Annotated in this window: 8 protein-coding genes; 4 read left to right on the forward strand and 4 right to left on the reverse strand. The window is 71.6% G+C overall.

Annotated features, from left to right (window positions below; all coding sequences use genetic code 11):
- Nucleotides 1–83: 83 nt before the first annotated feature.
- Nucleotides 84–986 (forward strand): TIGR03620 family F420-dependent LLM class oxidoreductase, encoded by a 903-nt coding sequence (locus ACWDEN_RS00635; protein ID WP_351617105.1) that lies wholly within the window; start codon nucleotides 84–86, stop codon nucleotides 984–986.
- Here the strand turns inward: ACWDEN_RS00635 and ACWDEN_RS00640 are convergent.
- Complete coding sequence (locus tag ACWDEN_RS00640; protein ID WP_351617108.1) at nucleotides 983–2479, reverse strand: acyl-CoA synthetase; 1497 nt, start codon at nucleotides 2477–2479, stop codon at nucleotides 983–985. The genes ACWDEN_RS00635 and ACWDEN_RS00640 overlap by 4 nt on opposite strands.
- A 232-nt stretch (nucleotides 2480–2711) precedes the next feature.
- On the opposite strand from ACWDEN_RS00640, the gene ACWDEN_RS00645 reads away from it, so the two are divergent.
- The 3 genes from ACWDEN_RS00645 (at nucleotide 2712) to ACWDEN_RS00655 (ending at nucleotide 8184) form a co-directional block, all read left to right on the forward strand.
- A complete protein-coding gene (locus ACWDEN_RS00645) occupies nucleotides 2712–4139 on the forward strand; it encodes a cytochrome P450 (RefSeq protein ID WP_351617111.1) in 1428 nt (475 codons plus the stop codon).
- Entirely contained in the window at nucleotides 4114–5175 is a 1062-nt protein-coding gene (locus tag ACWDEN_RS00650) for a (-)-alpha-amorphene synthase (RefSeq protein ID WP_351617114.1), read from the forward strand. The genes ACWDEN_RS00645 and ACWDEN_RS00650 overlap by 26 nt, the downstream gene beginning before the upstream one ends.
- A 99-nt stretch (nucleotides 5176–5274) precedes the next feature.
- Entirely contained in the window at nucleotides 5275–8184 is a 2910-nt protein-coding gene (locus ACWDEN_RS00655) for an ATP-binding protein (protein WP_351617117.1), read from the forward strand.
- 34 nt (nucleotides 8185–8218) lie between these two features.
- Here ACWDEN_RS00655 and ACWDEN_RS00660 read toward each other — a convergent pair whose 3' ends face one another.
- The 3 genes from ACWDEN_RS00660 to ACWDEN_RS00670 all read right to left on the reverse strand — a co-directional run bounded on the left by ACWDEN_RS00660 (nucleotide 8219) and on the right by ACWDEN_RS00670 (nucleotide 12523).
- Nucleotides 8219–9772, reverse strand: a complete 1554-nt coding sequence (locus ACWDEN_RS00660; protein WP_351617120.1) for an acyl-CoA synthetase — start codon at nucleotides 9770–9772, stop codon at nucleotides 8219–8221.
- Entirely contained in the window at nucleotides 9769–10878 is a 1110-nt protein-coding gene (locus ACWDEN_RS00665; protein WP_351617123.1) for an NAD(P)H-dependent flavin oxidoreductase, read from the reverse strand. Before ACWDEN_RS00665 ends, ACWDEN_RS00660 begins: the two co-directional genes overlap by 4 nt.
- Nucleotides 10879–10957: 79 nt before the next feature.
- Nucleotides 10958–12523, reverse strand: coding sequence for a phytoene desaturase family protein (locus ACWDEN_RS00670; RefSeq protein WP_450856501.1), 1566 nt, complete (start codon nucleotides 12521–12523; stop codon nucleotides 10958–10960).
- Between the last annotated feature and the right edge of the window lie 100 nt (nucleotides 12524–12623).

The following is a 12623-nucleotide window of genomic DNA, read 5'->3' on the forward strand; positions in this document are numbered from 1 at the left end:
CCCTTGCGGTTCATATCGAGAATCTGCGATATTTCGAATCATCGCATCGAGCATCGAGCCGTCGACGCGCAGGGAGAGACACGATGACCGGGAAGAACGGCCTGGACCTCGGCAGGTTCGGGATCTACACCTTCGACTTCGAGCACCAGCCGGCCGCGCGGATCCGGGACTCTGTCCAGGAACTGGAGGATCTGGGCTGGCGAGCCGTCTGGATCCCGGAGGCGCTCGGGCGGGAGGCGTTCACGCACGCCGGCTATCTGCTCGCCTCCACGCGGCAGCTGAGCGTGGTGAACGGCATCGCCCGGATCTGGTCCCGCGAGGCGGCCTGGACGCACGGTGCCGCCCTGCTGCTCGCGGACGCCTATCCGGGTCGGCACATGCTCGGCCTGGGCTTCGGCGGGCAGCCCCGCCCGGGGATCAGGCCCCTCGCCGCGATGGCCGGGTACCTCGACGAGCTGGACGCCCTGCGGACGCCCAACCCCCGACCGGCACAGCCCGTCCGGCGCCTGCTGGCCGCGTACGGACCCAAGATGCTGGAGCTGGCCCGCGACCGCGCCGAGGGGGCCCAGACGTACCACGTGAACACGGCACACACCCGGCAGGCGCGGGAGATCCTCGGGCCGGACGCCTTCCTGGCCGTCGAGCACGCCGTGCTGTTCGAGACCGACCCCGGCCGGGCCCGCGCTCTCGCGCGCGAGCACCTGCACGGTTACCTCGAAACCCCTTACAACATCGCCAAGTTCCGTCGGCTCGGATACACCGACGACGACCTCTCCGGCGGCGGCAGCGACCGGTTCGTGGACGACCTGGTGTTCTGGGGCGACCCGGACACGGTCGTGCGCAAGCTGCACGGGCATGAGGAGGCCGGTGCGGATCACGTCGCCGTGCAGGTGATCGGTGTCGAGCCGGGCGGATCGGCGCTGCCCCGGTGGCGGTTGCTGGCCGACGCCCTGCTGCCGTCGAAGGCCGCTGACCGCCTCGGCTAGCCGCCGAAGCGGTTCCGCAGTTCGCGCTTGAGGATCTTCCCGCTGGCGTTGCGCGGCAACTCGTCCACGAACAGCACCCGTTTGGGCGCCTTGAAGGGCGCGAGCTTCTCCTTCACCTGCGCGATGAGCTGATCCTCCGTCACCTCACCGCGTGGGACGACGATCGCCGTGACGGCCTCGATCCACCGCTCGTCGGGCAGGCCGATCACGGCGGCCTCGGCGACCGCCTCGTGGGTGTACAGGGCGTCCTCGACCTGGCGTGAGGCGACCAGGACACCACCGGAGTTGATGACGTCCTTCACCCGGTCCACGATCGTGAAGTAGCCGTCGGCGTCGCGCACCGCGAGGTCCCCGGAGTGGAACCAGCCGTCCCGGAAGGCCTCGGCGGTCTCCTCGGGTTTGTCCCAGTAGCCCTCGCACAACTGCGGTGAGCGGTAGACGATCTCGCCGGGCGTGCCGTCGGGTACGTCCTCGCCCTGGTCGTCCACGACCCGTGCGTCCACGAACAGTACGGTCCGCCCGCAGGAGTCCAGCCGGCCCTCGTGCTCGTCGGGGCCGAGGACCGTGGCCAGCGGTCCGATCTCGCTCTGCCCGAAGCAGTTGTAGAAGGCGAGCCGCGGCAGGCGCTCGCGCAGCCGCTGCAGCACCGGGACGGGCATGATCGACGCGCCGTAGTAGGCCTTGCGCAGGCCGTCGAGGTCCCGGGTGGCGAAGTCGGGCCTGCCCGCGAGCCCGATCCACACCGTGGGCGGCGCGAAGAGGCTGTCCACGCGGCCCGCCTCGATCAGGTCGAGAAGCCGGTCCCCGTCGGGCGCGTCCAGGATGATGTTGGTCGCGCCGACGGCGAGGTACGGCAGCAGGAACACGTGCATCTGCGCCGAGTGGTACAGCGGCAGCGCGTGCGCCGGAAGGTCACCGGCGCTGAGGTCCAGGGCGGTGATCGCGCTCAGGTACTCGTGCACGAGGGCGCGGTGGGTCATCATCGCGCCCTTGGGCAGGGCGGTCGTACCGGAGGTGTACAGCAGCTGCACCAGGTCCTCGGTGCGGGGTTCGGGCCCGTCGTACGGCGGCGCGTCGGCCAGCCGGGCGAGCAGCGAGTCCGCGGTGTCCCTGAGCGGCAACACCCGTACGTCGTGCGGGAGTCGGCCGGCGAGGCCCGGGTCGGCGAGGACCAGGGTGCTGCCGGACTGGCCCACGAGGTACGCCAGGTCGTCCCCGGTCAGGTTCTGGTTGACCGGCACATGGACGAGGCCGGCGCGGGCGCAGGCCAGGAAGCCGATCAGGTAGGCGTCGGAGTTGTGGCCGTAGGCGCCGACCCGGTCGCCGGGCGTGAGGCCCTCCGCGAGCAGCACCGAGGCGGCTCGGGAGACGGCGTCGTCGAGTTCCTCGTACGTCCAGCGGCGCCCTGCGTACTCCACCGCGCGGCGGGCCGGGGTGCGCCGGGCGCTGCGCCGCAGCACCCCGTCGACCGTGCTGCCGTGTCCCTGGGTCATGGCTCATGATCCTGGGTCCGTCGAGGAGACAGGTCAAGCATCGTGGAGGCGCATACACCGGTCCCACCGGTCGTCCGCCGAATGCGGTTTTCGCTTCCGCGTGCTCCTGTGCGCCCCTTTGGAGAAAGGATTTGGGCAACCGGCCACCACAGAACCTGGGCAGGACTTGTCTCGGGCGCCAAGTCCGTAGCAGTTCACGCACTTCTCATGTCACGTAGGGCAGGAGGAATCCATGAACCGTGCTGTGCCTGAGCAGAAAGAAACGTGGACGACAGGTACTGCTCCCGGCATATTCCCACTCCTCGGCCACGGTATCGCCTTATACCGTCGGCCGCTGGCGTTTCTGAATTCTTTGCCGGCGTACGGGGATCTGGTCGAGATACGGCTGGGTCCCCAGCGCGCCTGGATGGTGTGTCACCCCGAGCTGACCCACGAGGTGCTCATGGACCCGCACACCTTCGACAAGGGCGGTCCGCTGTACGACAGGCTCGGCAAGCTGATGGGGGACGGTCTCGTCACCTGCCGCCAGCCGGCGCACCGGACCAAGCGCAGGATGCTGCAGCCCGGCTTCCGTCCCTCGTACGTCGCCCACTACACCGACCTCGTCGCCGAGGAGGCCGAGGCGGTGTACCGGAAGTGGCCGGCGGGTCGGACGGTACCCGTCACCGAGGCGATGATGACCCTCACGACACGTGTGATCAGCCGCGTCCTGCTCTCCGACGCGCTGGACGACACGACGACCACCGAGGTGCGGGACTGTCTCACGGACGTCGTCCGTGGACTGTTCGTCCGCACGGTCGTACCGATCGACGCCCTGTTCCGCCTCCCCACACCCGCCAACCGCCGCTACCGGCACGCACTGTCGCGTCTGCACGCGATCATCGACACGGCGATCGCGGAGCGCCGCCGGGGCGCCGACCGCGACGATGTGCTGGGAACGCTGCTGGCGGCCGCGCGCGGCGACGGCGGAGCGGCCGCGATCACCGACCAGGAGGTCCACGATCACCTGATCACGCTGCTGCTCACCGGCGTCGAGGCGCCGGCGCTGTGCCTGGCCGACGCCTTCAGCCTGCTGGCCCGCCACCCGGAGGCGGAGCGCCGCCTGCACGCCGAGCTCGACGCCGTCCTCCCCGGAGGCCGACGGCCCGGCCCCGAGGATCTTCCGCACCTCGTCTTCACCCGGTGCGTCGTCTCCGAGACGCTGCGCCACTCGTCCCCCGGCTGGCTCTTCACCCGGGTCGCCACCAGGGAGACGGAACTCGCCGGATGCCGGCTGCCCGAGGGAGCCACCGTTCTGTACAGCCCCTACCTCCTGCACCACGATCCCTCGTCGTTCCCCGACCCCGGGCGTTTCGACCCGGCCCGCTGGTTGCCGGGCAGGCCCACCGCCGAACAGCGCCGCGCGCTGATGCCGTTCTCCGCGGGCAACCGCAAGTGCCTCGGTGACGAGTTCGCCATGGTGGAGGCCACCCTGGCGCTCGCGACCATCGCCGGCCGGCGGCGCCTGCGCCATCTGCCCGGGTACGTCGAGCGGAATCCGCGGCCGGCGATCACGTTGGGCCCGCGTTCCCTGGTGATGGCCTGCGAAGCACGTTCGCCCATGCCTTCCGGCGCATCGGATTCCCGGACGGCGGGTGACGACGTTGTCGACAACGCATGAGGAAATCCCGGTCGCCGTACCGGACGGAATTCCGGTTCCCACGCTCAGGGACCTGATCGACGGCCACCTCCACATGCCCTTCCCGTTCGAGCGCAATCCCCATGAATCCGAAGCCGCGGCCGGCGTCGACGCATGGCTGAGCGCGTGGGGGCTGACCGACGAACCAGGCGTGGCGGAGATGATCGTCCGCACGCGCCCGGCCGAGCTCGCGTCCTACAACAGCCCCACCATGGATGCCGGTCTGCTCCAGATCGTGGCCAATCAGATCGCCTATCAGTTCGTCTTCGACGACCGTGCGGAGGACACCGGTCGGCGCTCACCGGGCAGGCTGGTTCCCATGCTGTGCGAGAGCGTCGCGATTCTGCGGGACGGCCGGCGGCCCAGCACTCCCCTCGGAGCGGCTCTGGCCGATCTCCACCGGCAGGTCCGGGAGCGGTGCACACCCGCGCAGGCGGCGCGATGGGCCTGGAAGAGCCGGGAGTACGTGCACGGTCTGTTGTACGAGGCGGTGGCCCAGGCCCACCCCCTGCTCGTGCGGACCGGGGACTGCACCTCGATACGGTCGCTGACCGCGGGCGTCGAGCCGTTCTACCCGCTGTGCGAGGCCGCGCAGCCGTACGAACTGTCGTCCGCCGAGCTCCACCATCCCGTCGTCCAGCGCCTGAGCCGGCTGTCGGCCGACGCGGCGGTGTGGATACCCGACCTGTTCTCCGCGGTGAAGGAACAGCGCGCAGGCGAAATGATCAATCTGGCCCTTGCCCACCAACGCGAGCACCGGTGCTCGCTGCAGAGCGCCGTCCTCATGGCCATCGAGAAGATCAACGCGACGATCAAGGAGTTCCAGGCGCTCTACGCGGAGATCGAACCGGAGCTGAGCCCGGCGGGCGTCGGCTACGTGGAGGGCATGATCGGCTGGATCCGCGGGTGCTACCACTGGTCCCGCACCGTGCCACGGTACGCGGACGTGACCTCGGTGCCCGCGGAGCCGTGGTCCGACCAGGTCCCATACCCGGTGGGCAGGCATTATCCCATCTGAAGCCGACGATTCATCCTATGGTGCTCAATCCGGCCTGCCCCACCTCGGCGAGGCGTACGCTCGGCTCCCCTGGCCGAACGACAGAAGGCGGTAGGGCACATGGCGACGGGGCCGCGGCAACCGATCACGCAGCAGCCGACGTTGATCGAGCGCCGACGGGAACTCCAGGCCCTCGACACCGCGTTCCAGGAGTTGCGGCGCACCACCGCTGGCGTGCCGCGAGCCAGACGCCGCGGTCTGCTGGCCTTCACCGGGCAGGCCGGTCTGGGCAAGACGGCACTCATCGCGGAGGCACGGGCCCGGGCCGCGGCCCACGGATTCACGGTGCTGTCGGGCAGGGGCGGCGAGACGGAACAGGGGTCGGCGTTCCGCGTGGTGCGCCAGTTGGCGCAGCCCTCGCTGGCCGCCATGGACGGGGCGGAACTCCGCTCGTTCATGGGAAGTTGGTACGACATCGTCGCCGCCGCGCTGGGTCTCGAAGCGAGGGACTCCGCCCCCGCCCCGGACCCGACCGGGGTCCGCGAAGGGCTCGACTGGGTCATGACACGCCTCACGGTGAAGAAGGCACCCGTCGTCCTGCTCCTGGACGACCTGCACTGGGCGGACGCCGAGTCCCTGAGCTGGCTCGCCTCCTTCGCCCCGCGGGCAGAGGACCTTCCGCTGCTGATCGTGGTGGCGTACCGGCCCGACGAGCTGCCACCCGAGGCGGGCGAACTCCGGTCGCTGGTCGGAGACCGGGGGAACCGCCCCCATGACCTGGCGCTGCTCACCGCCGACGGCGTGGCGCAGATCGTCAGGAAGGAAATCGGGGCGGCGGCCGAGGACCGGTTCTGCGAGGAATGCTGGTCGGCCACGGGGGGAAGCCCCTTCGAAGCGGTGGAGCTCGCCATCGGACTCGCCGAGCGGAAACTGAGCGGCACCGAGGACGACCTGCCCGCGATGCGTGAGCTCGCCGCGGCGATCAAGGGCCCGGGACTGATCGAGCGCCTGGAACGGCTGGACACCGCGACCGTCCGCTTCGCGCACACCGCGGCCGTACTGGGTTCGCCCTTCTCACCGCGGCTCGCCGCGACCATCGCGGTGCTCGGCGACGAGGCCGTCGCCGAGGCGACCCAGAAGCTGCGCGCGGCCCGGATCCTCGCCGACGGCCACGGCCCCGAGGGCGAGCTCGAGTTCGTGCACCCGCTGATCGCCACGACGATCTACCGGTCCATCCGCACGGCCTTCCGGGCCGGTCTGCACAACACCGCCGCGCAGACCGTGCTGGCCGCGGGATACGGCCCCACCGCCGCCGCCCGGCATCTGCTGGAGGTCCCCTGCGAGGGCAGTTCCGAGACGGTCGATTGCCTGCGCGAGGCCGCTCGCGCCTACCTCCGCGCCGGGGCGACCGAGGCCGCCCGGCGTCTGCTGTCCCGCGCGCTGCAGGAGCCGCCGCTCCCCGAGGACCGTGCCGCGCTCCTTCACGAACTCGCGTGCGCCACGTTCCTGATCGAGCCCACGGCCACGGTGCGGCATCTCCGCCAGGCGCTGGCGGAGCCCCACGTCGACCCCGATCTGCGGGCTTCCATCATCTTCCGGCTGACGCAGGCTCTGGCCCACACCGATCAGCTGGCCGAGGCCGTGACCGTGGCCGCGGAAGAAGCGCGGCGGGCCAGGAGCCCGCGCGTGAAACTGCGGATGCAGGCCGATCAGTTCGTCTGGAGCATGGTCCGCACCGACGACCCCGACTCACCCGCCCGCTCCCGGACACTGGCGCGTCTGGCCGAGCAGCTGCCCGGTCGCAGCCTGGAGGAGCGCTACATCCTGGGGCTGCGGGCCTGGGACGCCGTCAAGCGCGGTGAACCGCGGCAGACCGCCCTCGGGTATGCCGAGAAGGCCCTGCGCGGCGGCATGAGCTGGATCGACGAGAACCACGGTTTCGAGGTGCCCGTTTCGGTCGCCCTGGTGTTCATGTACGGCGACCAGCCGCGACGGGCAGAGGAGTTGTTCGACAAGGGCATCGCCGAGTGCGTGGCGAAGGGCTGGCGCGGCTCCCATCTGGCCCTCGGCCAGACCCTCGCCGGCTACATCCGCTACCAGCGCGGCTGCCTGGCCGAAGCCGAGGATCTCGCACGGGAGGGCCTGCGCATCGCCGGCAAGGTGGCAGGTGCCGTACCCGCCCAGTGGTTCGCCGTCGGCATCCTGATCCAGACCCTGCTGGCCCGTGGCCGTGTCACCGAGGCACGCGCACTGGCCGACGAGCACCGCTTCGGTGAGATGACCCCGAACGCCGTCATCTATCCCGACCCGCGCACCATCTACGCGGAACTGCTCCTGGCGGAGGGTGCGCACGCCGAGGCGGCGCCGCTGTTGTCGTCGGTCGGGCACTGGCTGGACGGCCGGGCCTGGCGGAATCCGGCCTGGTGCCCATGGCAGCTGCGGCTCGCGTCCGCGCTCGCCCCCACCGCCCCGGAGCAGGCCCTCGGCCATGCCCAGGAAGCCGTACGGCGCGCCCGGAACTTCGGCGCCGCCTCCGCCGTCGGCCAGGCCCTGTACACCCTCGCCGAGGTCACCGGCGGTCCGGCCGCACTCGACCTGTACGCGGAGGCGGTCGACCACCTGGAGCAGTCGCCCGCCGCTCACGAACTCGCCCGCGCCCAGATCGGCCACGGCGCCGCACTGTCCCGCAACGGGCGGCTGCAGGAGGCCGCCGACCGGCTCTACCAAGGCCTGGAAGGCGCCGTGCACTGCGGAGCCGAGGCACTCGCCGCCCGGGCCCGGGAAGAGCTCTCGGCGGCCGGACTGCGCCCGCTGCCGCTGCGCTATGCGCAGGCGGACACCCTGACCGCTCCGGAACGCCGTACCGCCGAACTGACCGCCCAGGGACACTCGGTGGCTGTGGTCGCGAAGGAGATGCGCCTCCCCGAGCAAGGCGTGCGGCAGTTGCTGTCCAGCGTCTACCGCAAGGCCGGCACCGACGCGGCGGGCCTCGCCGGCTTCCTGGCGGCCGGAACCCGCCCCCGCCCGTGAAACCGCAGGTCCCGGCCACCGGGTCCCGCCGTGGTCAGACCGGACGCGTGCGCCCCTCCCAGTACGGGTCCCGCAACCGCCGCTTGTACAGCTTGCCGTTGGGGTCGCGGGGCATCTCGGCGATGAAGTCGACGCTCCTGGGCCGCTTGTAGCCGGCGAGCCGCTCGGCGCAGTGGCCGAGGAGGGCGGCGGCGAGGGCCGGGCCGGGCTCGTGGCCGGGGGCCGGTTCGACCACGGCCTTGACCTCCTCGCCCCAGTCGTCGTGCGGGATGCCGAAGGCGGCGGCGTCGGCGACGGCCGGGTGGGACAGGAGCACGGACTCGATCTCGGCCGGGTAGATGTTGACCCCGCCGGAGATGATCATGTCGATCTTGCGGTCGCGGAGGAAGAGGTAGCCGTCCTCGTCGAGGTAGCCGAGGTCGCCGACGGTGAAGAAGTCGCCGATGCGGTTCTTCCGGGTCTTGGCCTCGTCCTTGTGGTACGAAAAGCCGCCGGTGCTCATCTTCATGTAGACGGTGCCCAGTCGGCCCGCCGGGAGCCGGTTGCCGTCGTCGTCGAAGACCGCCAGTTCGCTGATGGGCCAGGCCTTGCCGACGGTGCCGGGCTTCTTCAGCCAGTCCTCGGCGGTGGCGAAGGCGCCGCCGCCCTCGCTGGCCGCGTAGTACTCCTCCACACAGTGGCCCCACCAGTCGATCATGGCCCGCTTGACGTGGTCCGGGCAGGGGGCGGCGCCGTGGATGGCGTGCCGCATGGACGAGACGTCGTAGCGGGCCTTCACCTGGTCCGGGAGGGCCAGCAGACGGTGGAACTGGGTGGGGACCATGTGGGTGTGGGTGCACCGGTGGGTGTCGATGAGGCGGAGCATCTCCTCCGGGGTCCACTTGTCCATCAGGGCCAGGCGGTGGCCTATGTGCAGGGACGCGCCCGCGAACTGCAGGACGGCCGTGTGGTAGAGCGGAGAGCAGACCAGGTGGACGTTGTCGTCGAAGGGCTTGATGCCGAAGATCCCGAGGAAGCCGCCCAGGTACGCCTCCTCGGGCGACTTGCCCGGCAGCGGGCGGCGGATGCCGCGCGGGCGTCCCGTCGTACCGGAGGTGTAGTTCATGACCCAGCCGAGTTCCCGGCCGGAGGGCGCGGACTCCGGCTGTCCGTCGAGGAGTTGGGGGTACGGCCGGAAGCCGTCGGCTTCGCCGACCGCGTACCGGTGGGTGGCGGGCAGTCCAGCCTCGTCGGCGGCGGCGCGTGCGGCGGCGGCGAACCGCTCGTGGGCGATGAGCACCTTGGCGCCGGAGTCGGCGACGATCCAGGCGATCTCGGGGCCGACCAGGTGGTGGTTGACCGGGACCAGATAGAGGCCGGCCTGGGTGGCGGCCAGGTAGGCGGTGACGAACTCGACGCCGTTGGGCAGGACGACGGCGAAGGCGTCACCGCGCTCCAGACCGGCCGCGCGCAGCCCGTGGACGAGCCGGTTGGCGGCGCCGTGCAGTCGTCCGGCGGTCCACTCCTCGCCGTCGGGGGCGACGAGGACCGTGCGGTCGGGCCGCTGGGCGGCCTGGGCCCAGAATCCGGCGGGGGGCGTGCTGGTCACGTGCCGCTCCTTCCGGCGATGCGGTTGATGCGGTCCACGGCCTTCTCGAAGCCGCGGGTGAGGTCGTCGAAGACGGCCTGGACGCTGCGTTCGCTGCTCATCCGGCCGACGATCTGTCCGACCGGCGTGCCGAGCAGCGGCTCGACCTCGTACTTCTGGATCCGGGAGACCGCCTCGGCCACGAGCAGGCCCTGCAGCGGCATGGGCAGGGTGCCGGGTCCGGCCGGGTCCTCCCAGGCGTCGGTCCACTCGGTACGGAGCTGGCGCGCGGGTTTGCCCGTGAGGGCACGCGAGCGGACGGTGTCGCCGGACCCGGCGGCGAGCAGCTTGCGGGTCAGGGCGGGCGAGTGCAGGTCCGCTTCTGTGGTGGTCAGCCATATGGAGCCCAACCACACACCCTGCGCGCCGAGTGTGAGGGCGGCCGCCACCTGCTGTCCGCTTCCGATGCCGCCCGCGGCCAGGACGGGCAGCGGATCGACGGCCTCCACCACCTCCGGCGTGAGCACCATGGTGGCGATCTCGCCGGTGTGGCCGCCGGCTTCGTAGCCCTGGGCGACGACGATGTCGATGCCCGCCTCCTGATGTTTGCGGGCGTGCCGGGCGCTGCCCGCGAGCGCGGCGACCAGCACGTCCCGGTCGTGGGCGCGGGCGACGACGTCGGCGGGCGGGGAGCCGAGGGCGTTGGCGAGCAGCTTGATCGGGTGGTCGAAGGCGACGTCGAGCTGGGTGCGGGCGACCTGCTCCATCCAGCCGGTGATGCGCCACCCGGACGCCTCGCCCTCGGCCAGTTCGGGGACGCCGTACTTGGCGAGGGTGTCCCGCACGAACTGCCGGTGTCCCTCGGGGATCATCGCCTCGACGTCGGCTTCGGTCACGCCCTCGACCTTCTTGGCGGGCATGACGACATCGAGCCCGTAGGGCCGGCCGCCGGCGTGCGCGTCGAGCCAGTCGAGGTCGCGTTTGAGGTCGTCGGGGGCGGTGTAGCGGACCGCGCCGAGCACGCCGAAGCCGCCGGCCCGGCTGATGGCCGCGGCGACGGCGGGGAACGGCGTGAAGCCGAAGACGGCGTGCTCGACTCCCAGTTTCCTGCTCAGCTCCGTCTGCATGGGCGCAGGATGCCGCAGCGGGCCGGACGACGGAAGAGTTTTTCTGACGTACCGTCAGATTCTTTTGCCGAGCGCTGTCTTACGCAACGTCCTCCAGCACCGCCATCGCCGCGTTGTGTCCCGGTACCCCGCTCACCCCTCCCCCGCGCACCGCGCCCGCGCCGCACAGCAGGACGTTCGCGTGCCGGGTCTCCACGCCCCAACGGCCCGTGCCCTCCTGGGCGTACGGCCAGGACAGGGCGCGGTGGAAGATGTTGCCGCCGGGCAGCCTGAGGTCCCTCTCGAGGTCGAGCGGGGTCTTGGCCTCGATGCAGGGGCGGCCGTCGGCGTCGGTGGCCAGGCAGTCGGCGAGGGGTTCGGCGAGGTGGGCGTCGAGCTGGGCGAGGGTGGACTTAAGCAGTTCCTCGCGTACGGCGTCGTTGTCCCGGTCGAAGAGTCGGGCCGGGGTGTGCAGGCCGAACAGGGTGAGGGTCTGGTAGCCGCGCTCGGCGAGTTCGGGGCCGAGGATGGTGGGGTCGGTCAGGGAGTGGCAGTAGATCTCCGAGGGCGGCACGGCGGGGAGTTCACCGGCGGCGGCCTGGGCATGGGCGGTGGCGAGCTGCCGGTAGCCCTCGGCGACGTGGAAGGTGCCGGCGAAGGCCTCGCGCGGGTCGACGGCCGTGTCGCGCAGCCGGGGCAGCCGGGTGAGCAGCATGTTGACCTTGAGCTGGGCGCCCTCGGCGGGCTCGGGTGCCGGGTCCCCGGTCAGGACCGCCAGGTCCTGCGGGGAGGCGTTCACCAGGACGTGCCGGGCGGCGGCGACTCCCTCGCCGTCGGCGGTGCGGTAGGTGACCTCGGCGGTGTGTCCGTCGGTGGCGATCCGGACCGCCTCGTGCCCGGTCGCGATCACCGCGCCCGCCGAGCGCGCCGCGGCGGCCAGGGCGTCGGTGAGGGCGCCCATGCCGCCGACGGGCACGTCCCAGGCGCCGGTGCCGCCGCCGATGACGTGGTAGAGGAAGCAGCGGTTCTGGGCCAGAGAGGGGTCGTGGGCGTCGGCGAAGGTGCCGATCAGGGCGTCGGTGAGGACCACGCCCCGCACCAGGTCGTCCTGGAAGTTCGCCTCGACGGCGACACCGACCGGCTCTTCGAACAGGGTCCGCCAGGCGGTCTCGTCGTCGATGCGGCGGCGCAGTGCCTCGCGGGTGGGCAGGGGCTCGGTGAGGGTCGGGAAGACGCGTTCGGCGACGCGCGTGGTCATGCCGTAGAAGCGCTGCCAGGCCCGGTACTCGCCCTCGCCGCCGGTCAGCCGGGCGAAGGCCGCCCGGGTGCGCTGCTCGCCGCCGCCGACGAGAAGTCCCGTGGGCCGGCCGTCCCGCTCCGCCGGGGTGTACGAGGAGATGGTGCGGGCGCGCACCCGGAAGTCCAGCCCGAGATCGCGCACGATCTTCTGCGGCAGCAGGCTGACCAGGTAGGAGTAGCGCGACAGCCGGGCGTCCACGCCGACGAAGGGGCGGGTGGAGATCGCGGCGCCGCCGGTGTGGTCCAGCCGTTCCAGCACCAGCACCGAACGGCCGGCCCGGGCCAGGTAGGCGGCGGCGACCAGGCCGTTGTGGCCGCCGCCGACGATGACGGCGTCGTAGGTGCGTGTGTGCTCGTTGGCAGGCATGGTTCTTCGTAACACGCGATGATCCATGGCGGCCAGAGGCGTGCCCCGACCGTGGGCCGGGCGGCTTCGGACGGGCCGTTCGATCAGGTGGCCGCAGCAC

The sequence above is a fragment of the Streptomyces sp. NPDC001153 genome (assembly GCF_053598315.1).

Coding starts and splice junctions, on each gene's coding strand:
- ACWDEN_RS00665 (WP_351617123.1), bottom strand. CDS start 10,878: ATGCAGACGGAGCTGAGCAGGAAACTGGGAGTCGAGCACGCCGTCTTC.
- ACWDEN_RS00670 (WP_450856501.1), bottom strand. CDS start 12,523: ATGCCTGCCAACGAGCACACACGCACCTACGACGCCGTCATCGTCGGC.
- ACWDEN_RS00635 (WP_351617105.1), top strand. CDS start 84: ATGACCGGGAAGAACGGCCTGGACCTCGGCAGGTTCGGGATCTACACC.
- ACWDEN_RS00645 (WP_351617111.1), top strand. CDS start 2,712: ATGAACCGTGCTGTGCCTGAGCAGAAAGAAACGTGGACGACAGGTACT.
- ACWDEN_RS00655 (WP_351617117.1), top strand. CDS start 5,275: ATGGCGACGGGGCCGCGGCAACCGATCACGCAGCAGCCGACGTTGATC.
- ACWDEN_RS00640 (WP_351617108.1), bottom strand. CDS start 2,479: ATGACCCAGGGACACGGCAGCACGGTCGACGGGGTGCTGCGGCGCAGC.